Source organism: Massilia suwonensis (genome assembly GCF_042655665.1).
GTDB lineage: Bacteria > Pseudomonadota > Gammaproteobacteria > Burkholderiales > Burkholderiaceae_D > Telluria > Telluria suwonensis.
Genome location: NZ_JBHSMR010000014.1, coordinates 378,207 through 401,769, shown reverse-complemented (window position 1 = coordinate 401,769; position 23,563 = coordinate 378,207). Strand labels below are relative to the sequence as shown.

Genomic DNA, 23,563 nt, shown 5'->3' with positions numbered 1-23,563 from the left:
AACGCGTGGGCGGGAGACCCGCCCACCTTACGGGTCTGTGCGGCCGATGTGGTCGGATCCCCCGAACGTGATGTTCACAACATCGTCGCCAACGCACTCTGCCGATAATGACTGGCGGCCGGCACCTCCTGCCCCAGCGCCTCGTGCAGCTGCGCCAGCTTGAGGTGGATGTCGCGCACCATATCCGACTGGGTGGCGTCCGACAGCGCCTGCTCCAGATAGCGCTGCGCCTTGCCCCACAGCTTCTGGCGCAGGCACAACGAACCGAGCGTGAGCGCCAGTTCCGGATCGTTCGGGCGCTCGCGCAGCCAGGCTTCGCAGTGCTCGATCTGGGCCAGCAGCGTGGGCGAACCGGCCGGGCCGGCGGCGTCGCGGTAGGCACGGACGATGCGCTCGTCCCAGCCCGCCTTCAGCGCTTCCTCGGCGATCACGCGCGCCTCGTCCTGCAGGCCGCTGGCGTTGAAGGCCATCGCCGCGCGCGCCGCGATATAGGGTTGCGTACGGTCGCTGGCGGGCACGCCGGCCCAGACGCGCCGGATCGCTTCCGGATCGCGTCCCTCTTCCGACAGCAGCGCCTCGTAGGCCAGCTCGCGCAGGCGCGCGGCCAGGGCCGGGTGCAGCGCCTTTCGCTTGTCGAGGATGCGCACCAGGCGCAGCACTTCGGGCCAGTTGCGCGCCTGCTGGTTGGCCTTCATCGACCATTGCAGGGCGTGGATGTGGCGCTGCCCGCTGGCGTTCAGTTCGGCCACGGCCGCCAGTGCCGCTTCCGGCTGGTGGTCGTCGACCAGCAGCTCGATCACCGTCATCAGGCGCGCCGTCTTGAGGGTGTTGTCGTGGGCGACGCCGGCCAGCCAGGCCTCGCGCCGGGCCGGTTCACGCATGCGGTGCGCGGCTCTGGCGCCGATCAGGGCGGCCAGGCCCGCGTTCTCGGGCAGCTCGGCGGCGCGCATGGCGGCCTTTTCGGCGTGGCCGAAGCGGCCTTCGAACAGCGCCTTCAAGGCATCGCGCAAGCCCTTGTTGCCTTCGCGCTCGCGTTTACGCAGGCGGTAGGCGGCCACGCGCTCGGGCATGCGCAGGGTCGCGTTCACCGCGCGCGCCACGCCGTACAGGATCAGGAACAGCAAGGCGATGAACACGACGAACAGGTTCAGCGACATGTCGATCCGGTGCGGCGGGTAGAACAGCACCACGTTGCCCGGATTGAAGCGCGCCGTCACGGCGATGCCGATGGCCGCGGCCATCAGGGCGACTAGCCAGAGAAGTAGACGCATATTGTTAAGGCTTCTTGTAGTTGCGCACCGCGCTCAGGCTGTCGGCCAGCGTCGGCATCTCGATCGCCAGGTTGTTCGCCTGCACCTGGCGCAGCGCCGACTGGGCTTGCTGGGTGGTGCGGGCGCGCGTGTCGAAATACTTGTTGAGCGTGTCCTGGGCCGCCGTCAGGTCGCCGGCGAAGGTGGTCTCGTCGCGCGACAGCAAGGCCAGGCGCGCATTCAGAAGACGCAGCTTGAGGTTTTCGCGGACAAAATAATTCTGTTCCGGCGAGAGCATCAGCGCTTCCGGCGTGTTGACGCTGCGCACCCGGATCAGCTGGCGCACGTCGTCCCACATTTCCTCGCTCCAGTTGCGCCAGGTCGCGAGCATGCGTTCGCCGATGCCGAGTGGTGCCGCGGGAGCGGTAGCCTGCTTGCCCGCAGGCTGGGCACGCTGGGCACGCACCGGCGCGGCCGGCAGCAGCGGTTTCTCGTCCGACAACAGCGGCAGCGTGTCGACCTGGGCGATGACGCTGTCGAGGCGCACGGCCACGCCCGCCAGGTCCACGGCCGGGGTCGCCTTGAGTTTTTCCATGTCGGCCGCGATCGCGCGGCGCACGGCGATGAACTGCGGCTTGTCGGAGCGGGCCAGCGAGCGGTCGGCGTTCTGCAGCGCCAGCAGGGCGCCCTGCACGTTGCCGGCCAGCTGCAGCTGCTGGCTGGCGGTCGACAGCACCTGCTCGACCTCGGACAGCGCCCACTCGTCGCGGCTCTTCGACAGATCCGAATACAGCTGCTCCAGTGCCAGTTGCTGGCTCTGGTTCTCGAGCTGGCGGCTTTCCAGCACGCCGACTTTCAGCTGCAAGGCCTTGGACTGCTCGACCACGTCGCGCGCCAGGGAGGCGGTCTCGGCATTGGTCTCATTGCCCTTCTGCAGGCTGCGCGCCATTTCCTGGCGCAGCGTGTTGATGCGGCTGTGGCTCGACCAGGTCTGGGCCGCCAGCAGCACGCCAAGCGCGATCACGGCCAGCGACAGCGGACGGGTCAGCTGTTCGCCCAGGCCGGGGCCGGCCCTGCGCTCGGGCGCACGCGTGCGGTAGGTGTCGGGAGCGGGTGGCTGCATCGGTGGCAGCTCTGGATGATTCGGCAATTCGTTCATTTTTGAGATTGTAACGCGGCAAGCAAACGCTCGTCGCCCGAGCCGGTAAGCGTCACCCGCGCCAGCCCAAGCGCCTGCGCGGTGGCGGCGATCCGGGCGTGCGGCACGATGACGTGCTGCTGTTGCATCTTTTCTACTTCAACGTCGCCAAGCTGGCGCAGCAGGTCGACCAGCCCCCGCAGCGCTTCCGAACTCGTGATTATCCAGTCGTTCGGGGCGGCCAGCAAGGCATGCAGCTGTGCGGCCAGTGCCGCGTCCAGGGCCGGCACGCTGCGCCGGTAGGCCGCCACGACAGTCACCTCGGCGCCTGCGGCGCGGAAACCGTCGGCCATCAGCTCGCGTCCGGACTCGCCGCGCACGATCAGCACGCGCTTGCCGGCGAGTTGGGCCAGGTCGAGCGAGGCCAGCAGGTTTTCCGAGTCGCTGCGCGTCGGGTCCAGCGGACCGAGGATGGTGGCATTCGACGCGTCGAGGCCGTGGCGCGCCAGTGCCATGCGGCTGCCTTCGCCCAGCACCGCGATTGCCACCTGGCGCGGCCAGTGCGCCACGTGGGCAAAGGCTGCGTCGATCGCATTCGGCGAGACGAAGGCGACCAGCGCGTAGCCGTCCAGCCCAGCCAATACCGTGGACAGCTGCGACTGGTCAGCCAGCGGCGCGATCTCCAGCAGCGGCAACAGCACCGGCGTACGCCCCAGCGCGGTCACGGCCTGCGCCAGGCCGTCAGCCTGGGCGCGCGGGCGGGTGATGACGACGAAACCCGGCATCGGCGACGGCAAAATTCAGGCGTCCTGCGCCGCGTCCTGGCGGCACACTTCCAGGATCGCCTGGGCGTCCTGCTGTTCCAGCAGCGACGACACCTGCTCGCCCAGCAGTTCCGGACGGTCGCTCGGACCCGTCAGCTCGGCAAAGGCGCTGCGCTTGCCGTCCGGCGTGGCAACCATCGCGCGCAGGTGCATCTGCCCGCCGTCGACGGTTGCGTGCGCGGCCAGCGGGATCTGGCAGCTGCCGCCGAAAATCTTCGACACCTTGCGCTCGGCCAGCACGGCCTGCAGCGTGTCGGCGTGGTTCAGCGGCGCCAGCACCGCCTTCAGATCGACGCCGTCGAGGCGCTCGCCGTCGGCGATCTCGATCGCCATCGCGCCCTGTCCGGCGGCCGGCAGGCTCAGTTCCGGCGCCAGCACGCTGCGGATGCGCTGCGGCAGGCCGAGGCGCTTCAGGCCGGCGGCGGCCAGGATAATCGCTGCATACTCGCCGCGATCGAGCTTGCCGAGGCGGGTGTCGAGGTTGCCGCGCAGCGGTTTAATGACGAGATGCGGATAGCGCGCCGCGACCAGGGCCTGGCGGCGCAGGCTGCTCGTTCCAACGACCGCGCCGGGCGGCAGCTCGTCGAGGCTGGCGTAGTCGTTCGAGACAAAGGCGTCGCGCGGGTCTTCGCGTTCGAGCACGGCCGCCAGCGCGAAACCTTCCGGCAGGTCCATCGGCACGTCCTTGAGCGAGTGCACGGCCAGGTCGGCGCGGCCTTCGGCCATCGCCACTTCGAGCTCCTTCACGAACAAGCCCTTGCCGCCGACCTTGGAGAGCGTGCGGTCGAGGATCTGGTCGCCACGCGTCGTCATCCCGAGGATGCTGATTTGGCAATCTGGATATAATGCGGCGAGACGATCGCGCACGTGCTCGGCCTGCCACATGGCGAGGCGGCTCTCGCGCGAGGCGATGATCAGCTGGGATGGCAAGCGTACTGCTGGCTGCGTCATGTCTTTGCTTTCAAAACGGATTCTTTCACTGTCGTTGCGCCGACCGGGCCGACCCAGTAACGCCTCTTGCATAAGATCACAAATTTTAGCATGCGGCCCCTTGCAAAACATGGCTGATCGCCATGCCTATTTTTGGTGTACCTGACTTAGAGAACAGTGCCCGATATGGACAAACCCGTCGCACCCGAAACGAATAACAGCGTCGACAAGGACGCCCCGCTGAAAGAAGACATTCGCCTGCTCGGCCGCCTGCTCGGCGACGTGCTGCGCGACCAGGAGGGCGATGCCGTCTTCGACGTCGTCGAGACCATCCGCCAGACCGCGGTGCGCTTCCGGCGCGACGCCGATCCGGAAGCGGGCGAAGAGCTGACCGCCCTGCTGCACAAGCTCACGCGCAACCAGACCATTTCGGTGGTGCGCGCCTTTTCCTACTTCTCGCACCTGGCGAACATCGCCGAGGACCAGCACCACAACCGCCGCCGCCGCGCGCACCTGCTGCAGGGTTCCCGTCCGCGCGAAGGCAGCGTCGGCCACGCGTTGGGCAAGCTGCGCGGCGCCGGCGTCGACCAGAAGACGGTCGAGACCTTCCTGCGCAACGCCCTGATCGCCCCGGTGCTGACGGCCCACCCGACCGAGGTCCAACGCAAATCCATCCTCGACGCCGAGCACGACATCGCGCGCCTGCTGGCCGAACGCGACCAGCCGTTGACACCAAAAGAGCAAGTCCGCAACCTGCAGCTTTTACAAGCGCGCATCGCGACCCTGTGGCAGACGCGCATGCTGCGCTACACCAAGCTGACGGTGGCCGACGAGATCGAGAACGCCCTTTCCTACTACCGCATTACTTTCCTGCGCGAGCTGCCCTCGCTCTACGACGACATCGAAGACGAAATCGGCGCGCAGTACCACGGCGAAGCGCCGCGGCTGGGCGACGCGGCCTACCTGCAGATGGGCAGCTGGATCGGCGGCGACCGCGACGGCAATCCGAACGTGAACGCCGACACCATGCGCCACGCCACGATGCGCCATGCGACCACCATCCTCGACTACTACCTCGAGGAAGTGCACACGCTGGGCGCGGAACTGTCGACCTCCACGCTGATGGTCGACATCACGCCCGCCATGCAGGCCCTGTCCGAGCGCTCGACCGACCAGTCCGACCACCGCGCCGACGAGCCTTACCGGCGCGCCCTGATCGGCATGTACGCGCGCCTGGCCGCCAGCGCGCGCGAACTCGGCGCCACCAACATCCTGCGCAAGGAAGTCGGCCACGCCGAGCCCTATGCGGACGCAGCGGAGTTTGCGGCCGACCTGGAAACCATCGCCCAGTCCCTGAAAGCCAACCACGGCGCCATGCTGGTGACGCCGCGCCTGGCCGGCCTGACGCGCGCCGCCCACATCTTCGGTTTTCATCTGGCCTCGCTCGACATGCGCCAGACCTCGGACATCCACGAGCGCGTGCTGGCCGAGCTGTTCGAAAAGGCGCAGGTCGAAGCCGACTATGCGGCCCTGTCGGAGGAAGACAAGGTCAAGCTGCTGCTGGCGGAGATCGCCCAGCCGCGCCTCCTGTACTCGCCCTTCGAGACCTACAGCGACGAGACGCAGTCGGAGCTGGCCATCGTGCGCGCCGCGCGCGACATCCGCGAGCGCTATGGCGCGCGCGCGATCCGCAACTACATCATCTCGCATACCGAGGCCGTATCCGACCTGCTCGAAGTGCTGCTGCTGCTGAAGGAAGCGGGCCTGGTGCGTCCGAACGCCGGGGTCTCGGACGTGATGGTGATTCCGCTGTTCGAGACCATCCCCGACCTGCAGCGCGCCGCCGCCATCATGGAAGAGTGGATGGCGCTGGCGCCGGTCACGCGCATCGTGCACAACCAGGGACGCCTGCAGGAAGTCATGCTCGGCTACTCGGATTCGAACAAGGATGGCGGCTTCCTCACGTCGAACTGGGAGCTGTACCAGGCCGAGCTGAAACTGGTCGAAGTGTTCAAACGCGCCGGCGTCAAGCTGCGCCTGTTCCACGGCCGCGGCGGTACCGTCGGCCGCGGCGGCGGTCCGAGCTACCAGGCGATCCTGGCGCAGCCGCCGGGCACCGTGAACGGCCAGATCCGCCTGACCGAACAGGGCGAGATCATCGCCTCGAAATTCTCGAATCCGGAAATCGGCCGCCGCAACCTCGAGCTGCTGGTCGCCGCTACGCTGGAAGCGAGCCTGATGCCGCACGAGTCGGAGGGCGGCAAGGCCGAGCGCCTGGCCGTGTTCGAAGGCGTGATGGCGGAACTCTCGCAGCGCGCCTATACGGCCTACCGCGACCTGGTCTACGAGACCCCTGGCTTTACGGACTACTTCTTCGCGGCGACGCCGATCGCCGAGATCGCGGAACTGAACCTGGGTTCGCGCCCGGCCTCGCGCAAGAAGACACGCCGCATCGAAGATCTGCGCGCGATTCCCTGGGGCTTCAGCTGGGGCCAGTGCCGCCTGCTGCTGCCGGGCTGGTACGGCTTCGGTTCGGCGGTCAGCGGCTGGTTGCAGGAAGACGCCAGCGGCGAGCGGCTGCAGACACTGCAGGCGATGTTCGCCGAGTGGCCCTTCTTCGCCACCCTGCTCTCGAACATGGACATGGTGCTGGCCAAGACCGACCTGGCCATCGCCTCGCGCTACGCCGGCCTGGTGCCGAATGCGGCCCTGCGCGAGCGCATCTTCAAGCGCATCGCGGCCGAACACGGCGAGACGCTGCGACAGCTGGAAGCCATCACCGGCGCCAGCGAGCGCCTGGCGTCGAACCCGCTGCTGGCGCGCTCGATCCAGAACCGCTTCGCCTACCTCGACCCGCTGAACCACCTGCAGGTCGAGCTGATCCACCGCCACCGCGCCATGTCACGGGAGCCGGGCGAGATGGACCCGCGCGTCCACCGCGGCATCCACCTGTCGATCAACGGCGTCGCGGCGGGCCTGCGCAATACGGGTTGATGTTCCGGACGATACCGGTTCAATGGACCGGTATCGTCCGCCGTATCAAGAACAGCTTCCCAGCGTCTCGGCCTTGCGGATGAAGGCCTGCACGGCACTCGGCGCCACGCAGATGGTGCCGGCGCTGCCCTGCTCCGGCTTGTGGCACACGGCCACCTTGCCGTCGCCGCAGCGCGCGTCGATCACCTGCACGGTCACGCTGGCCGGCGCCGGGCAGCCGTTTGCGCTGACGGCCTGCACGCTGAAGGTGTAGCTGCCGGCCGCCGTCGGCGTGAAGTTCGCCGTGGCGCCGTTCGCAGCCAGGCCCGCGGCCGGCATCCATGCCAGCGTCGTGCCGCTGTCGGCATCGCCGGCAGCGAGCGTCACGCTTTGCGGACCGTAGCCGAGGGTGACCGCATTCGCACTGGCCGTGATGACCGGCTGCGGCACGCGCCCCAGCACGTTCACCGTCGTCTCGGCGGACGCGGTCAGGCCGGCCTTGTCGACCGCGCTCAGCACCACCTGGCGCGTGCCGATGTCGCCGCAGCTGAAGGTCGTTTGCGAGGCGGAGAGCGATTCGATGCCCCAGTTGTCGCTGCTGCCGCCGTCGATGTCGGCCGGCTGCAAACCGGCGCTGCCGTTGGCCAGCGTGACGCTGGCCGCGCGCGTGCGCACCGTCGGCGCTTCGAAGTCGTTGCTGACGACGTTTGCGGGCGCGCTCTCGTTGCTCAGGCGGTTCAGGGCCGTGACCGTGTAGTAGTAATACTGGCCGGCTTCGACCTTGGTGTCCGCATAGGCGTTGGCCGTGCCGTGCGTGACGCCCAACAGGTTCCGCGGCGCCTCGATGTCGATCGTGCGATCCGCCGAGCGGTACACGGCGAACTGGCGCACCTTCTCCAGCTCGTCGCGCGCGTCGGCCCCGGTCCAGCTCAGCACGAGGGCATTCTCGCCCTGCGAAGCGCTCAAGCCGGACGGCGCCAGCGGCGCAACGGTGCTCTTCCACGGCATCGCCGGCACCAGGGCCGGCCGCTGATAGACGTTCTGCTGCAGGTCCGTGCGATAGCCCAGCGGATTGGCTTGCAGGAAGGCGTGGCGGAAGTGGATCTGGCCGGCGACGTGACCCTGCGCGCGGTTCAGGGCGATCTGATTGGCGACCTGCTTCGGGTCCGTCCAGCCTGTCGTGCCCATCTTGTAGTCGGCAATGCCGATGTACATGTGGCGGCCAAAGGCGTTCTCGTTCCACCACGGCACCAGTAATTTGTAGTCGGAGCCCGCCTGGCCGATGTACCAGTAGACTTGCGGCGCCAGGTAGTCGACCCAGCCTTCGCGCAGCCAGCCGCGGGTGTCGGCGAAATTGCTCAGGTAGTGCTGGGAAGCGCCGCTCGAGGTCGGCGAACCGACGGCGGGATCGCTGCTGCTGCGGTAGATGCCAGAGGGCGAGACGCCGAATTTCACCCAGGGCTTCACGGCGCGGATGCGCTCGTTGACGCCCGCGATCAGCAGGTTGATGTTGTCGCGGCGCCAGTCCGCGCGGCCGGCCGTGGTGGCCGGGAAGCCGCGCGGGTCCGCCGCGTAGGCCGCGTCGTCGTTGATGGTGCCGGCCGGATAAAAGTAATCGTCGAAGTGGATGCCGTCGACGTCATAGCGTTCGACGATGTCCATGATGACCTTCGTGACGTGCTCGCGCACGGCGGCCAGGCCCGGGTTCAGGATTTTCACGGTCCCCACCTGCAGCATCCATTCCGGATGGGTGCGCGAGACGTGGTTCGCCGCGTACTGGGCGGTATTGGTCTCGGTGGCCGTGTTCGCCACTGCGCGGTAGGGATTGATCCAGGCGTGGAATTCGAGGCCGCGTTTGCGCGATTCGTCGATCGCGAATTGCAGCGGGTCCCAGCTCGGCGCCGGGGCGCTGCCCTGGTTGTTGGTCAAGTAGTAGGACCAGGGTTCGAGTTCGCTCGGGTACATGGCGTCGGACTGGCTGCGCACCTGCAGGAAGGCCGCGTTCATGCCGGTCGCCAGGTTGTGGTCGAGGATGGCGCTGAGCGCCGCGCGTTGCTGGTCCGGGGTCTGGGTGCGGTTCGGCCAGTCCAGGCTCAGGTGGGTGCTGATCCACACGCCGCGCAGTTCGCGCTTGGGCGACAGGCTGGTCGTATCGGCGTGCGCCAGGGACGCGGCGAGCATGGCTGCAGCCGCGGCAAGCAAAAGTTTTTTCATGTTGTCGTTTTTTGCGAGGTTGAGTGGGTGCACCACTTCGGTGCACCAGTGGCGACCTGCGGCGCCTCTCCTCGCGTCACAGTGTTGCCATCCGCCCAACAGCTTACGCGCAGATCATGCGCGCAAAATCACGCCAACCAATGAAATTGGGTGCGTGTTGCATAACTTGAAAGCATGAGCCGGCTAGAGGCGAATCGACAGACCTACGGTCCAGCTCGCGTACGGCGTGCGGTGGTTCAGCCCACGCGAAAACAGGGTATCGAGCTGGCAGTCCTTGCTCAGCAAATAAGTCGCGCCGATGTCGAAGGTGGCTTGGGTACCGCCGTGGCGCACGTGGGCGATGCGCGGCAGCGAGATCTCGGCCAGGCCGTGGAAGCGTTCGGTAAAAGCCTTGTCCAGCACGATGCCGAACAGGCCGTAGGCGTGGCGCGCTGTGCTGCGGTCGTTCTCTTCCTCGTGCCGGAAGGCGATGCCGGGCATCATGCCGAGTTCCATCCCGCCCGGCAGCTCCCACTCGCCGACGACGCGCAAGGAAGGCCGCACGCCCTTGCCGCGCAGGGCGTTCGAGCCGGTCGGCAAGCTCGCGTCAAACAGCACACCGAGCGAGGGTCGCCTGCCTTCGCCATCCATGACATGCCAAAGGACACCGATCGACGAGTCGGCATAGCCGGCCGTCGTGCTGCGTTCGCCGCTTTCCTTGTCGCGGGTGTGCTGGACGATGCGTCCTTCGCTCTCGATGCGCAGTTCGAGCGCGTCGCTCAGGCCGAAACGCAGCATGGTCGGCGTCGAATAGCTGCGCTCGCGCTCCTCGCCGCTGCGCTCGCGTTCGACCAGGAAGCTCGTCTCGAGATGGAAACGGCCCTTGCCCACGGATTCGCTCGATTCGACGAAGTCCGGCCGGTCGGTCTTGAGCGGCCCGTCGAATGACGACTCCTGGGCATGCGCCGGCAGCCAGGCGAGCAGCGCCAGGCAAAGAGGCAAACGGGACAGGCTGCGGGCACGCGATCGGGACATGCGCAGGCTCCAGGCGGATCGATGGGCAAGTCCCGATTCTACCGCCGCGAGCTCAGCGGCATCGCCCGATTGGCCGTTCAGGCCGCCAATGCCAGCCGGGGCCGCCCGGACGCGGACGCCGCGGGGGGCGCGGCGCCGTCCTCGAGCTTGAAGCCGGCCACCACCTGCGCCAGCGCCGCGGTCTGCTCTTCCAGCGCGCTGGCCGCGGCCGCCGCTTCCTCGACCAGGGCCGCGTTCTGCTGGGTGACGTCGTCCATGGTTGCGATCGACTGGTTGACCTGGCCGATGCCCTGGCTTTGCTCGCTGCTGGCGGCATCGATCTCGCGCATCAGGTCGGCCACGCGGCCCACCGCCTGCACGATGCCGCTCATGGTCGCGCCGGCCGTGTCGACCAGGCGCGCGCCCGTTTCGACTTCGCGCACCGAGGCGTCGATCAGGGTCTTGATTTCCTTGGCCGCGGCGGCCGAACGCTGCGCCAGGTTGCGCACCTCGCTGGCGACGACCGCGAAGCCGCGGCCCTGCTCGCCCGCGCGCGCCGCTTCCACGGCGGCATTCAGGGCCAGGATATTGGTCTGGAAGGCGATGCCGTCGATGACGCCGATGATGTCCACGATCTTGTACGAGCTTTGCGTGATCGAACCCATGGTGCTCACGACTTCGCCCACCACCTGGCCGCCCTGGTGCGCCTGCTCGCTGGCGGAACTGACGAGATGGTTGGCCTGGCGCGCGTTCTCGGCGTTCTGGCGCACGGTCGAGGTGAGTTCTTCCATCGCGGCCGCCGTCTCTTCCAGGCTCGAGGCCTGGGCTTCGGTGCGGCTCGACAAATTCATGTTGCCGGCCGCGATTTCGCTGGAAGCACCGGCAATAGCCTGGCTGCTGCGGCGCACTTCGCTCATCGTGTGGTGCAGCGAGGAGACGAAGCGGTTGAAGGCGTCCGCCAGCGCGCCAACCTCGTCCTGCGACTCGACCGGCATGCGCCGCGTCAGGTCGCCCTTGCCCTCGGCGATCTCGCCCAGCATGGCGGCGGCGCGCGCCACCGGCGCGGCGATCGCCCGGCTGACCAGGAAGATCGCGAACAGGCCGATGCCGCCGCCGACCACGCCGGCCACCAGCGCCGCGATCGTGGCCGAGCGCGCCAGGTTGCCCAGCACTTCGCTTTCCGGCACTTCGGCGACGACGTACATGTCGAGTTCCGGAACATAGGACGAGGCGACGATCATGCGCCCCTGTGCGGCATCGTAGTTCGTGTGCGCGAACTCCTGCTTTTTCATGAGGCCGGCGATGACGGCCGCCGTGTAGCCGGGCAGGTCCTTCACGTTGTGCTCGCCGTCGGCCAGTTTCGGATCGCGGTGCAGGACGATGCTGCCGTTCGGGCGCGCCAGGTAGACATGGCCGGACTTGCCGATCGTGTAGGCGCGCACGGCATCGGCCATCGCCTTCACCGACAGGCCCAGGCCGGCAGCGGCCAGCTTGCCGTCGCCCGCTTCGACGCGCGCGTTAATGTACAACATCATCTCGCCGGTCTTGGCATCCGGGTCCAGGTTCAGTTCGTGCGAACGGCCGCTGGCGAGGAAGGCGCCGAGCCAGGCGTCGCGCGGATTGCCCTTCTCCATGGTATGGCCCAGACCCGCTTCGGTGATGAACTGCATCGTGTTCGGCGAGGCCCAGAACACGCTGCCGGCACGGTAGACGCTCTTCATCTTGCCGGCATAGGCGCGCCAGGCGTCCATCCCGGTCTCGGGCAGGCCCTCGCGTTCCCAGGCCTGCAGGAAGGTGTTGTTGGCCACCGCCAGCGAGGCGCTGACCGGCCCGCCGATCCGGTGCAGGATGTCGTTGCGGATCGCGGCGACCACGGCCGGCAATTCCTGCTCGACGGCACGCTCGCTCAGGCTGCGGCCGGTCAGGGTCACGCTGAGGGTGGCGGAAATGAGGATGAAGAGCAGCAGGCAGGCGCCCATGCTGAGCATGAGCTTGGCCTTGATCGACAGGCGACGGAGAGTAGCGGCGAGCATGGGATGACGGTGTGAGAATTGGTGGGAATGTTGCTGTGCAGCATGTTCCCGCGCTCATCCGTATGCGTCAACTGGTTTACGACAAAGCGTTTATACAGTTTCAAGTAACTGTTGCGATTCGGTCAGATTGCCTCGTTTGTCGATAGTGAACAAGCAAGTAGGGTGGGCGCCCCGTGCCCACCGAACGCCGGCATGACGCTGCGTTTTGGTGGGCACGGGGCACCCACCCTACCGTACAGGCAAAAAAAATGCCGCTCAGCGAGCGGCATTTCGATCAAGCCTGTACGGCTTATTTGTCGTGCAAGAAGGTCTTCAGCTTGTCCGAACGCGAAGGCTGGCGCAGCTTGCTCATCGCCTTGGCTTCGATCTGGCGGATACGTTCGCGGGTGACGTCGAACTGCTTGCCGACTTCTTCCAGCGTGTGGTCGTTCGACATCTCGACGCCGTAGCGCATGCGCAGCACCTTCGCTTCACGCGGGGTCAGCGAGTCCAGCACTTCCTTGATCACGTTGCGCATCGACGCGTGCAGCGCGGCGTCCAGCGGGGCCAGGGTGGTGTTGTCCTCGATGAAGTCGCCCAGCTGCGAATCGCCGTCCTCGCCCATCGGGGTTTCCATCGAAATCGGCTCTTTCGCGATCTTCATGATCTCGCGAACCTTGTTCTCCGGCATTTCCATCTTGGCGGCCAGGGTCGCCAGGTCCGGCTCGCTGCCGGTTTCCTGCATGATCTGGCGCGAGATGCGGTTCATCTTGTTGATCGTCTCGATCATGTGCACCGGCACGCGGATGGTACGGGCCATGTCCGCGATCGAACGCGTGATCGCCTGGCGGATCCACCAGGTCGCGTAGGTCGAGAATTTGTAGCCACGACGGTATTCGAACTTGTCGACCGCCTTCAGCAGGCCGATGTTGCCTTCCTGGATCAGGTCGAGGAATTGCAGGCCGCGGTTAATATATTTCTTCGCAATGGAGATCACCAGGCGCAAATTCGCGACCGTCATTTCGCGCTTCGCGGTGCGGGCGCGCTTCTCGCCGGCCGCCATCTGCTTGTTGATCTTGCGCAGATCCGCCAGCGGCAGCGCCACGCGCGCCTGCAGGTCGATCATGCGCTGCTGCAGTTCCTTGATCGCCGGCAGGTTACGGCCCAGCACGGCGCTGTACGGGTAGGCGCAATCGACCTCGCGGTCGCCCCATTCCAGGTCGGTCTCGTTGCCCGGGAAGACCTTGATGAAGTGGGCGCGCGGCATGCCGCAGCGGTTCACGCAGATGTCCAGCACGGCGCGTTCGATGGCGCGCACTTCGTCCATTTGATGACGCAGCGTGTCGCACAGCTTTTCCACGATCTTGGCGGTGAAGCGGATGCCCAGCAGCTCGGTCGAGATGATGTCCTGCGCCTTGTTGTAGGCCGCCGAGCCGTAGCCGGTGGTCTTGAAGGCGTGGCCCATGCGGTCGAACTGCTCTTCGATGAGGGCGAACTTGTCCAGCGCACCCTTGCGCAGCTGCGCCAGCTGTTCGGCCGAGTAGCCGGCCGCACCGCCGCCGGCGTCGCCGTCTTCTTCCTCGGCTTCTTCCTCTTCTTCCTCTTCCTCGTCATCCGAGGCCGCCTTGCTTGGGGCCACGACCGGCGCCGGCGCGCTGTCGTTCAGGTCGACGAAACCGTCCACCACTTCGTCGATCTTCAGCTCGTCGGCGGCGATCTTGTGCGACAGCGCGATGATTTCCGAAATCGTCGTCGGGCAGGCGGAGATGGCCTGGACCATGTCCTTCAGGCCTTCCTCGATGCGCTTGGCGATCTCGATCTCGCCTTCGCGGGTCAGCAGCGACACGGCGCCCATTTCGCGCATGTACATGCGCACCGGGTCGGTGGTGCGGCCGAAGTCGGAGTCGACGGTCGACAGTGCGGTTGCGGCGGCCGCTTCCACTTCGTCTTCGCTGGTCGGCGTGACGGCGTTATCCGACAGCAGCATCATTTCCGCTTCCGGGGCGCGCTCGTAGACGGCGATGCCCATGTCGTTGAAGGTCGCGATGATGCCTTCGATCGCTTCCGGATCGATGATGTTTTCCGGCAGGTGGTCGTTGATCTCCGCGTGGGTCAGGTAGCCGCGCTCCTTGCCCATGTTGATCAGGTTGCGCAGCTGGGTGCGGCGCTTTTCCAGTTCCGCTTCCGAGAAGCCGGCTTCGGTGCCCAGCGAGGGGATGCCCTTGGCCTTGCGCTCGCGCGCCTTCGACACCGCCTTCAGTTCGGCGCGCTCGACCGCGTTCAGCGCCGCGACTTCGTCGTTTTCCGGCGTGAATTCGCTTGGTTTTCGGCCGCGGCGGCCCGGAACCTTCACCTGCGGCAGCAGGTAGCCCGAGGTGTCGATCGCGGCCAGCGCGGCGGCGTCGGTGGTCTTGCTGACGGTGCTTCCTGCGGTCTGGATCACGGTCGACGGGGCGGCGACTGCCTCGACGCGGCGCACGGCGCGCGGCTTGACGGCCTTCGGTGCTTCATCGGCAATGGCGGCAACTTCGGGCGCCGCTTCGGCCGGCGCGCTTTCGACGGCCTTCAGGGCCGCCAGCTTCGAGGCGCGCTTGCGCACAACGACAGGAACCGGCGCAGCATCGGCGGCGACAGGCGCCGCTTCGGCTTCCGCGGCGTCGGCCACAGGCAGCTCGGCGACGGCTTCCACCGGCGCCGGCGCTTCCTCGGCCTGGGCTTTCAGCGAGGCCAGGCGCGAACGGGTCTTGACCACCGTCACCTTGGCCGCCGCTTCCGTTTCCAGGAAGTAGGAGGTCGCGGTTTTCGGCACCGCCAGCTGGGCGGCGGCGCTCTTGGCCGGCGCTTTCTTTGCTGTCAGTGTCAGTGTCTTGGCGGTGTTCTTCATATAAAAAACTCTCCTGTCGAGGCGGGTGCGCGCCTGCGAGGTCAAAGATTCACCACGGCCTGCTCTGGCCGGGGGAAAAGGATCGGGAAGGGCCCTAACTAAGGGCGGACAAGCCGCAAATCAAGCACTTTCAAAGCGCCCTCGCCTGCCAAGGCATGCGGCCGGGCCGGACGCGACGTTGGCAGGGATGAAGGAAGCAGTGGTCTGGATCGCGGTGTGCATGTCAAAACGAAAAAAAGCCCGTCGGCTGGGGCGGGCTTGCATCTGGCTCTATCGGAGTGCAGAGACGGGACAGGCAACATTATGCCCTAAGGCAAGAATTGGTGATAATTGATATATCGGATAAGCGATATAAGCAAAGCACATATTGTTGTTTTTCAGTCCACGAACGGCTCTTCGATCCGTCTGCGCCGACGCAAGCCGCGCGCAGGGCAAGAGGCGGATCATACACGATTTCGCGAATCGGGGCGCTCGCCTGCGCGCGGCCCCTCATCCCTGTATGCCGGCCAACTCACGATCATCCGCACTAGTGCGGGCCAGCATGCTATCCTTCGGATTCCTGTTATTACCATGAAGTCAATGAATACCATTAGTTCCGCCGCCGAGTCCGTCGACGCCACCACTCCTTCCCCAGCCGAGACCCCGAACACGGAGGCGACGACCGCCCAGACCGCTGCCGACGCCGGCGCGCAAGCCGGCGCACCGGCCGGCACCCCTGCTCCATCCGCCCGCGCCCTGCTGAAGCAGCTGCAGCAGCAGTTCCCTGCCTTCCGCGATTGCCTGCCGCTGGCGATCGGCATCGACAAGCAGCTGCTCGCGCGCATCCCTGGCCTGGACCGCAAGACCATGCGCGCCGCGCTCGGCATCCATACCGGTTCCATGCGCTATCTGCGCTCGATGGAAAAGGCCACCGTGCGCTACGACCTCGACGGCGTGGCCGGCGCGGAAGTGACCGACACCCATCGCCTGCACGCCAAGGAGCAGCTGCAGCAGCGCTTCAAGAAGGAAGCCGAGCGCAAGAAGCTTGAAAAAGCCGCGGCTGCCGAAGCGGAAGCCGCGCGCCTGCGCCAGGAAAAGCTGCAGCAGCTGGCCTCGAAATTCTCGCGCGGCTGATGCAGCTGGACCCGCGCGGCCCGGTCGCATCAAGCTCTCCGGACGAAGAAGACCTGCCCCCCTATGAAGGCATCGGGCTGGCCGACATCGTGCTGGTCAAGACCACTGAGCAGGCGGCGCAGGCTTACGCGGCCTTGTCGACTGCCGACGTGATCGGCTTCGATACCGAATCGAAGCCGACCTTCGCCAAGGGCGAGGAATCGACCGGCCCGCACCTGGTGCAGCTGGCCACCGACAGCACCGCCTACCTGTTCCAGGTAGGTGCGAAGCCGGACCCAGCCAGCGTGGACTTGCTGAAGGCCGTACTTGAATCGCCCGCCATCCTGAAAGTCGGCTTCGGCCTGGGCGACGACCTGCGCCGCGTACGCGCCAAGCTCGGCATCGAAGCGCGGAACGTGGTCGATCTCGCCACCACGCTGCGCCGCCGCGGCGAACGCAATACCCTCGGCGCGAAGACGGCTGTCGCGCGCTTCTTCGGCCAGCGCCTGGCCAAGTCCAAGCGCATCACCACCACCAACTGGGCTTTGCCGCGCCTGTCGGAACAGCAGATCCGCTACGCGGCGGACGATGCGCACGTGGCACTCAAGATCTACCGCGACTGGCGGGCCAACGGGGCAAAATAGAACCCGCTTGGCACTGATGGGTTATCATCTTGTTATTGATGACCTGGATGCCGTATGCCGCTCTTTGCCCTGCGACGTTTTTCAGTATTCCTCCTGTGCGCCCTGCCCTTCGCGGCCGGCGCCCGGCAAGCCGTCCCCGACACCATCGAGCAGCGCGTCGCCGCCTGCATCGCCTGCCATGCGCCGAAGGATGGCGCCGGCACCAGCGTCGGCGGCGTGTACTTCCCGCGCATCGCCGGCAAACCCGCCGGTTATCTGTATAACCAGCTCGTGAACTTCCGCGACGGGCGGCGCCAGTATCCGCTGATGACCTGGATGGTCACCCCCCTGCCCGATCCCTACCTGCACGAGATCGCCGACTATTTTTCGAGCCAGCATCCGCCGGTGCCGGCCCCAGGCGCCCCCACGGTGGCGGCACCCGTGCTCGCGCGCGGCGAGCAGCTGGTGAAACGCGGCGACCCGGCCCTGAAAGTCCCGGCCTGCATCGCCTGCCACGGCCAGCAGCTGGCCGGCGTGGCCCCGGCGATTCCGGGCCTCCTGAACCTGCCGCGCGACTATGTGAATGCCCAGTTCGGCGCCTGGCGCAACAAGGTGCGCCGCGCCCACGCACCCGACTGCATGGCGACCATCGCCGAGCGCCTCGGGCCGGGCGACGTCGCCGCCATCTCGGCCTGGCTGGCCGCGCAGCCGACGCCGCCCGGCGCGCGGCCGGCCGAGCGCTTGACGGCACCCCTGCCGATCGCCTGCGGGAGCGTGCCATGAAGCGCCTGCGCCTTGGCCTGCTGGTCCTGCTGCTCGCGGCCGCGGCACTGATCGCACTGGCCTGGCCGCGCGAGGAATTCATCGCCTCCGCCTCGCCCGCCGACTACGCGCCCACACAAACCAACATCGCGCGCGGCGCCTACCTCGCCCGCGCCGGCGACTGCATGGCCTGCCACACGGCGCGCGGCGGCGTGCCCTATGCCGGCGGCCGGGCGCTCGACACGCCCTTCGGCCGCCTGGTCGCGCCCAACATCACGCCCGAGCCCACGACCGGCATCGGCAGCTGGACGCCGGACGATTTCTGGCGCGCCCTCCACAACGGCAAATCGAAGGACGGCCGCCTGCTCTACCCCGCCTTTCCCTACGTGAACTACACCAAGGTGACGCGCCCGGATGCGGACGCGCTGTTTGCCTTCCTGCGTACGCTGCCGCCGGTGCGCCAGCCGAATCAGCCACACGAGCTGCGCTTCCCCTACAACCAGCAGATCACGCTGGCCGGTTGGCGCCTGCTCTATTTCAAGCCGGGCGTGCAGCAGCCGGATGCGGCCAGGGACGCGCGCTGGAACCGCGGCGCCTACCTGGTCGAAGGCCTCGGCCACTGCGCCGCCTGCCACAGCACGCGCAACAGCCTCGGCGCGAGCGAGGGCACGCTGGGCGGCGGCCTGATTCCGACGCTCGGCTGGTACGCACCCTCGCTGACCTCCGATGCGGAAGCGGGTCTCGGCAACTGGAGCGAAGCCCATATCGTGCAGCTGCTGGGCACCGGCGTGGCGCCCGGCGCCAGCGTGACCGGGCCGATGGCGGAAGTCGTGGTGCAGAGCCTGCAGCACATGACGAAGGAGGACCTGGGTGCGTTGGCGGCCTACCTGAAGTCCTTGCCGGCTGGATCAAACGGCGAGCGCCCCGCCGCCCCGCGCCCATCCGAACAGACGATGCGCGCCGGCGAACAGCTCTACGGCCGGCACTGCGCCACCTGCCACGGCGAACGCGGCGAAGGCAAGGGGCCGTATCCGCCCCTCGCCGGCAATCGCGCGCTGGCCTTGAACGAACCGGTGAACGCGATCCGCGTCGTCCTCAACGGCGGCTTCGCGCCCGGCACGCAAGGCAATCCGCGGCCATACGGCATGCCGCCCTTCGGTCACGTGCTGGCCGATGCCGAGGTGGCGGCCCTGGTCAGCTTCCTGCGCGCCAGCTGGGGCAATGCGGCGGCGCCGGTGTCGAGCGCGGAGGTGAACCGGTATCGGAGCGTGCCGCTGGATTGAGGACGCTCGGCCGGCGGCATCAGCGGTACGCCAGCCTGCGCCGGATGCTGACCATGCTTCCCCTCCCGGGCCGTCCGTAGACGCTGATGCTGGCGCGGATGCTGGCGGCGCGCTCGCGCATGCCTTTCAGGCCCAGGGACGCCGCATCATGCAGGCGCCCGCGCGGGATGCCGCCGCCGTCGTCGCAGACCCTGACCAGCAAGGAGGCGCGCCGCATGGCGACCTGGATCACCACCCGGGAGGCGCCCGCGTGGCGCAGCACGTTGGTCAGGGCTTCCTGGCAGATGCGCAGCAGCTCTCCCGACACGAACGGGGGCTGCTCGACATAGTCGTCCGGATCGTGCAGCACATGGCAGGCGATGCCGGTGCGGCGCTGCAGGTCGGCGGCCTGCCAGCGCAGCGCGGCCACCAGGCCCGCCTCGAGCTCGGGCGGGCGCAGCAGCGCCGCGATGTCCTGCACCGCGGCGATGGCCAGGTCGACGCTCTTCAATGCCGCGCTCAGCTCCGCCAGGATCGCGTCCGCGGAGGGCGGCCGCTCCGGGTGCGCGACCCGGTCCTGCAGCAGGCGGATGTCGATCTTGGCCGCCGTCAGGATCTGGCCGAGCTGGTCGTGCACCTCGCGAGCCAGCATGCGCCGTTCGTCGTCGCGCACCCTCTGGACGGTGTCGAGCAGGGTGCGCAGCTCGCGTTGCGACTGCCGCAGGCGCAGCAGCTCGCCCTCGCGCCAGACGGCGTCGCGCCGCACCCGCACCAGGCGCACGTTGGCCTCGATGCGCGCCACCAGGTCTTTCGCACTGAAGGGCTTGACCACGAAGTCGTCGGCACCCTCGCCCAGCGCCGCGATGCGCGCCGTCTCGTCGGCCTGCCCGGACAGCATGATCACCGGGACCGTGCGCAGCGCTTCGTGCCCGCGCATCATGCGCAGCAGCTTGATGCCGTCCAGGTCGGGCATGACCTTGTCGATCAGGATCACGTCGGGATGGATCGCCATGGCCAGCGCGAAGCCGGCGCGCGCGCTCTGCGAAGCATGGAAGGCGAAGCCGGCACGCTCCAGGATGCGCCGCACGTGGGCGACCAGCAGCGCCTCGTCGTCGATCAGCAGGACCCGGGTCTTGGCGCCATCCGCGCCGCTGCGTTCCTGTAGCGGCGCCGGGTCGCGCTCCAGCGCCTGGGACAGCTTGTGCGCGGCCAGTTCCAGCAGCGCTGCCAGCGAGGGCGCGTGCTCGGCCTGGCGCAGCATGAACAGGGCCAGGCCGCGCCGCTCCTGCCCGGCGCCGTCGAAGGGGACCGCCGCCAGCGCGGCGCTGCGCGCGCCGATCCAGGCCGGGCGCGCCGGCCCCAGCGCGACGATGCATGCGCCGCCCTCCTGCGCGGCCACGCAAGGGGCCACTCCGCACAGAGCCCTGGCGTCGGGTGCATGCGCGGGCGGCGGCTGCGGGCACCCGGCCTGCAGCACCAGGCGCAGGTCCTGGTCTGTCCTGGAGAGATAGACGGCCAGGGCGTCGACGTCCTCGCTCAGGCTGGCCAGCATCCGGCTGCCCAGCGTGGAAAGGTCGCCGGGCGCGGCGAGCCGCTCGGCCACGGCCGCGCATGCCAGCATCCTGCGGCGCAGCGCGTCGCGTTCGGCGTTGCCGGCGGCGGGCGCGTTCATGGCGGATTCCCGCCGCCGAGCGCTTCCGACAGCGCCTGCGCCAGGACTGTCTTGCCGTAGGGCTTGTTCAGGAAGCGCACCAACGGTCCCAGTTCATCCTGGTGCCGCATGGCTTCGAAGGTGTAGCCGGAACTGAGCAGGATGGGCAGTCCGGGCCGCAGGGAGCGTGCCCGCTGCGACAGGTCGATGCCCGACATACCCGGCATGACGACGTCGGTGAACAGCAGGTCGAAGGCTTCGCCCTGCTCCAGCCGCGCCAGCGCTTCCTCGGCCCGGGCTGCTTCGGTGACCGCGCATCCCAGGTCGCGCAACTGGGTGGAAAGGTGGGCGCGCACGATCGGGTCGTCCTCCACCAGCAGGATCGCGCATCCGGCGCGCGGCCGCGCGCCGGCGCCGGCCAAGGGCGCGGCTTGCGTTTCCGGCTCGGTGTGTGCGCGCGGCAGGTAGAGTTTGACCTGGGTGCCCCGGCCGGGCTCGGAGTAGATCGTCACGTCGCCGCTGGACTGCTTGGCGAAGCCATACACCATGCTCAGGCCCAGGCCGTTGCCGGCCCCCTCGTCCTTGGTCGTGAAGAAGGGTTCGAACACGTGCTCGATCACGTCCTGGGGAATGCCGGTGCCGTTGTCCGCGATCGCGATCACGACGTACTCGCCGGGAGGCAGCGACTTGTCGAGTTCGGCCCGCCGGTCCCCGATCTCGGCCAGCAGGAGTTCGATGCCCAGTTTGCCGCCCTCGGGCATGGCGTCGCGCGCATTCAGGCACAGGTTCAGGATGGCTGCCTCGAGCTGGGCGCGGTCGGCATACACGCACCAGCGCTGCTCCATGCCGAGCAGCGCGAGATCGATGTTCTCGGGCAGACTGCGCGCGATCAGGGGACGGATCGATTCGATCGCTTCCCCGACGTGCAGGATGCGGGGTCTCAGCGCCTGCCGGCGTCCGAATGCCAGCAAGCGGCGTGTCAGGTCCGCCCCGCGCTCGCCGGCCATCTGGATCATGTGGGCGATCTCGCGCAACTCGGGTTGGGCCGCAAGCGCGTCGACCAGCTCTTCGGCGTTGCCGAGGATGACGGTCAGCCAGTTGTTGAAGTCGTGCGCCAGGCCGCCGGTCAGCCGGCCCAGAGATTCGAGCTTCTGGATCTGCAGCAGGCGCTGCTCCAGCGCGATCTGCTCGCTCAGGTCGGTCACCACGGACAGGATGGCGCGCGGCGCGCCGTCTTCGCGCCGCACCAGGATCCAGTGCACGTGGACGATGAAGGTGCGGCCGTCCGCCGCCGAGTGCACCATGCGGCCCGAATAATCGCCATGCCGCATCAGCACCTGCATCGCATGCTGGAAATCCGAGGACGCGCATTGCGCATACAGGGTCTCGCCGACCAGGCGGCCGATGACCTCTTCGCTGCGCCAGCCATAGCGCGCGGCGGCGGCCTGGTTCCAGTACAGCATCCGGTTGTCGAGGTCACGCACGATGATGGCGTCTGTCGCGTAGTCGAGCATCTCGGCCTGCATGCGCAGGCGCGCTTCCTGCTGTTTCTGCTCGGTGAGGTCGGCGATGCTGCCGACCATGCGCTGCGGTCCGCCCTGGTCGTCGATGACCATGAAACAGCGGTGCAGCACCGCGCGTTCGGTGCCGTCCGGCAGGCGCAGCCGGTATTCGGCCGACCAGTTTTCGCGCCCCGCCGCCACGCCCGCGCGCAGGCTGGCGCCGACCCGTTCGCGGTCGTCGGGATGGATGCAGGCTTCCCAGTCCGCCAGGCGCGTCCAGCGCGCCAGCACGCTGCCGAGCGGCTCCAGCGCACTGCGGCTGCACCACAGGCGATCGTCCGCCATGCTCCAGTCCCATACCACGTCGTTGGTGGCGCGCGTGACGTAGCGCAGCCGCTGCTCGCTCTGCGCCAGCGTATCGGCCATGCGCTTGAGTTCGCGCGAACGCAGCACGATCTCCGCTTCGAGCCGGGTGGCCTTGCGCTGGGAGGCATCGGTGCCGGCCGGCCTGTGCGCCAGCACGTAATCCGTCACGTCCTCCACGCGATGGATGATGTACATGACGCGCCCCTCCGGATCGAGGACGGGCGAGTTGACCGGACTCCAGTAGCGCAGTTCGAAGCCGCCGCTGGCCTCGGGCGGCCGGCGGATCGGATAGCGCTGCACCGCCATCACGTCGTAGGCGCGGTTCTCCCTGACCCGCAGCAGCGACGCGCGCAGGGCCGCGACGCCGCTGTCCTCCTTGTCCTCGGGATCGTCGGGAAAGACGTCGAACAGGGCGCGTCCGACGACCTGTTCGCGCGTGACCATGGTGGCCTCGAGATAGGCGTTGCTGGCGGCGACGATGCGGAAGCTGTCGGGCGCCAGCACCAGGTACAGTCCCGGCGCGGACTCGAACAGCAGGCGGAAGATCTCCTGCGCCTGCCCGGCGGCGTTCCCCGGCGCGGGGTCTATGCCGGCCGCCGGGCGCGCTTCCGGCGGCGCGGCGGCGGCGCCGTCCGCGAACAGGTCGGCCACCAGCTCCAGGCCGCGGCCTGCCTCCCGCTCCGCCGCGCCGGCGACGGCCAGTACGCAATGGCCGGGTCCCGCCCCGTGCCGGAACGTGCGGCGCAGCGCCCGATAGCCGCGCAGGCCGGCGCGCTGCGCCAGCGCGCGGCAGGCGGCGGGCAAGGATGACGAGCCCGGCCCGGGCAGGACGATCTCGTCGCCGCTCAGCTCCGCTTCGAGCGCTTCGAGCGCCGCGCGCACGGCGGGCGATTCGGACGTGCAAAAGCGTTGCGGCGCCGCCCCGCCGGGCGGATACACGCTGATCATGGCCCACTCGTCCCCGGACGCCATCAACGCCAGTCGAGCGGCTTTCTCGATGCCGGCTGCGTCGTTCGCCATGCTTGCCTTTCCCGGAGCCTTTGCACGATTATCAATAAGAGATGACAAGATAACATGATGGAGGCGC

15 protein-coding genes are annotated in these 23,563 nt (G+C 67.9%); 5 read left to right on the top strand and 10 right to left on the bottom strand.

The genetic code is table 11. The features are described 5' to 3' along the window. Positions 1 to 74: 74 nt before the first annotated feature. The 4 genes from ACFPQ5_RS22160 to hemC are packed head-to-tail and all read right to left on the bottom strand — an operon-like array spanning position 75 to position 4,163. Complete coding sequence (locus ACFPQ5_RS22160; protein ID WP_379760881.1) at positions 75 to 1,271, bottom strand: heme biosynthesis protein HemY; 1,197 nt, start codon at positions 1,269 to 1,271, stop codon at positions 75 to 77. Positions 1,272 to 1,275: 4 nt separating this feature from the next. Beyond that, positions 1,276 to 2,373 (bottom strand): uroporphyrinogen-III C-methyltransferase, encoded by a 1,098-nt coding sequence (locus ACFPQ5_RS22155; protein ID WP_379760879.1) that lies wholly within the window; start codon positions 2,371 to 2,373, stop codon positions 1,276 to 1,278. A gap of 32 nt (positions 2,374 to 2,405) precedes the next feature. Then, the gene (locus ACFPQ5_RS22150) at positions 2,406 to 3,173 is read right to left on the bottom strand and encodes a uroporphyrinogen-III synthase (RefSeq protein ID WP_379760877.1); all 768 of its coding nucleotides are present in this window, start codon (positions 3,171 to 3,173) and stop codon (positions 2,406 to 2,408) included. Positions 3,174 to 3,188: 15 nt separating this feature from the next. After that, on the bottom strand, positions 3,189 to 4,163 hold the full coding sequence (gene hemC / locus ACFPQ5_RS22145; protein WP_379760875.1) for a hydroxymethylbilane synthase: 975 nt from the start codon (positions 4,161 to 4,163) through the stop codon (positions 3,189 to 3,191). 165 nt (positions 4,164 to 4,328) lie between these two features. Between hemC and ppc the strand changes: the two genes are divergently transcribed. Further along, the gene (gene ppc, locus ACFPQ5_RS22140; protein ID WP_379760873.1) at positions 4,329 to 7,136 is read left to right on the top strand and encodes a phosphoenolpyruvate carboxylase; all 2,808 of its coding nucleotides are present in this window, start codon (positions 4,329 to 4,331) and stop codon (positions 7,134 to 7,136) included. A gap of 45 nt (positions 7,137 to 7,181) precedes the next feature. On the opposite strand, the gene ACFPQ5_RS22135 is transcribed toward ppc, so the two are convergent. The 4 genes from ACFPQ5_RS22135 to rpoD all read right to left on the bottom strand — a co-directional run bounded on the left by ACFPQ5_RS22135 (position 7,182) and on the right by rpoD (position 15,218). Continuing rightward, on the bottom strand, positions 7,182 to 9,329 hold the full coding sequence (locus tag ACFPQ5_RS22135; RefSeq protein WP_379760871.1) for a family 10 glycosylhydrolase: 2,148 nt from the start codon (positions 9,327 to 9,329) through the stop codon (positions 7,182 to 7,184). Between the two features lie 183 nt (positions 9,330 to 9,512). Beyond that, positions 9,513 to 10,343, bottom strand: coding sequence for a transporter (locus ACFPQ5_RS22130; RefSeq protein WP_379760869.1), 831 nt, complete (start codon positions 10,341 to 10,343; stop codon positions 9,513 to 9,515). A 77-nt stretch (positions 10,344 to 10,420) separates the two neighbouring features. Then, the gene (locus tag ACFPQ5_RS22125; RefSeq protein ID WP_379760867.1) at positions 10,421 to 12,355 is read right to left on the bottom strand and encodes a methyl-accepting chemotaxis protein; all 1,935 of its coding nucleotides are present in this window, start codon (positions 12,353 to 12,355) and stop codon (positions 10,421 to 10,423) included. A gap of 289 nt (positions 12,356 to 12,644) precedes the next feature. Then, complete coding sequence (gene rpoD, locus ACFPQ5_RS22120; RefSeq protein ID WP_379760865.1) at positions 12,645 to 15,218, bottom strand: RNA polymerase sigma factor RpoD; 2,574 nt, start codon at positions 15,216 to 15,218, stop codon at positions 12,645 to 12,647. A 579-nt stretch (positions 15,219 to 15,797) separates the two neighbouring features. On the opposite strand from rpoD, the gene ACFPQ5_RS22115 reads away from it, so the two are divergent. The 4 genes from ACFPQ5_RS22115 to ACFPQ5_RS22100 are packed head-to-tail and all read left to right on the top strand — an operon-like array spanning position 15,798 to position 18,978. Beyond that, entirely contained in the window at positions 15,798 to 16,331 is a 534-nt protein-coding gene (locus tag ACFPQ5_RS22115) for a ProQ/FINO family protein (protein ID WP_379760863.1), read from the top strand. Further along, the gene (locus tag ACFPQ5_RS22110; RefSeq protein ID WP_379760861.1) at positions 16,331 to 16,954 is read left to right on the top strand and encodes a 3'-5' exonuclease; all 624 of its coding nucleotides are present in this window, start codon (positions 16,331 to 16,333) and stop codon (positions 16,952 to 16,954) included. Before ACFPQ5_RS22115 ends, ACFPQ5_RS22110 begins: the two co-directional genes overlap by 1 nt. Before the next feature lie 54 nt (positions 16,955 to 17,008). Next, positions 17,009 to 17,716, top strand: coding sequence for a c-type cytochrome (locus ACFPQ5_RS22105; RefSeq protein ID WP_379760859.1), 708 nt, complete (start codon positions 17,009 to 17,011; stop codon positions 17,714 to 17,716). Next, complete coding sequence (locus tag ACFPQ5_RS22100; protein WP_379760857.1) at positions 17,713 to 18,978, top strand: c-type cytochrome; 1,266 nt, start codon at positions 17,713 to 17,715, stop codon at positions 18,976 to 18,978. Before ACFPQ5_RS22105 ends, ACFPQ5_RS22100 begins: the two co-directional genes overlap by 4 nt. 19 nt (positions 18,979 to 18,997) lie before the next feature. Here ACFPQ5_RS22100 and ACFPQ5_RS22095 read toward each other — a convergent pair whose 3' ends face one another. After that, positions 18,998 to 20,629, bottom strand: coding sequence for an ATP-binding response regulator (locus tag ACFPQ5_RS22095; RefSeq protein WP_379760855.1), 1,632 nt, complete (start codon positions 20,627 to 20,629; stop codon positions 18,998 to 19,000). Beyond that, positions 20,626 to 23,496, bottom strand: a complete 2,871-nt coding sequence (locus ACFPQ5_RS22090; protein WP_379760853.1) for a PAS domain S-box protein — start codon at positions 23,494 to 23,496, stop codon at positions 20,626 to 20,628. The genes ACFPQ5_RS22095 and ACFPQ5_RS22090 overlap by 4 nt, the downstream gene beginning before the upstream one ends. Between the last annotated feature and the right edge of the window lie 67 nt (positions 23,497 to 23,563).

Bases quoted from the DNA above. Each gene is read 5' to 3' on its own strand.
- ACFPQ5_RS22150 (WP_379760877.1), bottom strand. From the start codon at position 3,173: ATGCCGGGTTTCGTCGTCATCACCCGCCCGCGCGCCCAGGCTGACGGC.
- ACFPQ5_RS22125 (WP_379760867.1), bottom strand. From the start codon at position 12,355: ATGCTCGCCGCTACTCTCCGTCGCCTGTCGATCAAGGCCAAGCTCATG.
- ACFPQ5_RS22090 (WP_379760853.1), bottom strand. From the start codon at position 23,496: ATGGCGAACGACGCAGCCGGCATCGAGAAAGCCGCTCGACTGGCGTTG.
- ACFPQ5_RS22115 (WP_379760863.1), top strand. From the start codon at position 15,798: ATGAATACCATTAGTTCCGCCGCCGAGTCCGTCGACGCCACCACTCCT.
- ACFPQ5_RS22135 (WP_379760871.1), bottom strand. From the start codon at position 9,329: ATGAAAAAACTTTTGCTTGCCGCGGCTGCAGCCATGCTCGCCGCGTCC.
- ACFPQ5_RS22105 (WP_379760859.1), top strand. From the start codon at position 17,009: ATGCCGCTCTTTGCCCTGCGACGTTTTTCAGTATTCCTCCTGTGCGCC.
- ACFPQ5_RS22155 (WP_379760879.1), bottom strand. From the start codon at position 2,373: ATGCAGCCACCCGCTCCCGACACCTACCGCACGCGTGCGCCCGAGCGC.
- rpoD (WP_379760865.1), bottom strand. From the start codon at position 15,218: ATGAAGAACACCGCCAAGACACTGACACTGACAGCAAAGAAAGCGCCG.
- ACFPQ5_RS22100 (WP_379760857.1), top strand. From the start codon at position 17,713: ATGAAGCGCCTGCGCCTTGGCCTGCTGGTCCTGCTGCTCGCGGCCGCG.
- ppc (WP_379760873.1), top strand. From the start codon at position 4,329: ATGGACAAACCCGTCGCACCCGAAACGAATAACAGCGTCGACAAGGAC.
- ACFPQ5_RS22160 (WP_379760881.1), bottom strand. From the start codon at position 1,271: ATGCGTCTACTTCTCTGGCTAGTCGCCCTGATGGCCGCGGCCATCGGC.
- ACFPQ5_RS22110 (WP_379760861.1), top strand. From the start codon at position 16,331: ATGCAGCTGGACCCGCGCGGCCCGGTCGCATCAAGCTCTCCGGACGAA.
- ACFPQ5_RS22130 (WP_379760869.1), bottom strand. From the start codon at position 10,343: ATGTCCCGATCGCGTGCCCGCAGCCTGTCCCGTTTGCCTCTTTGCCTG.
- hemC (WP_379760875.1), bottom strand. From the start codon at position 4,163: ATGACGCAGCCAGCAGTACGCTTGCCATCCCAGCTGATCATCGCCTCG.
- ACFPQ5_RS22095 (WP_379760855.1), bottom strand. From the start codon at position 20,629: ATGAACGCGCCCGCCGCCGGCAACGCCGAACGCGACGCGCTGCGCCGC.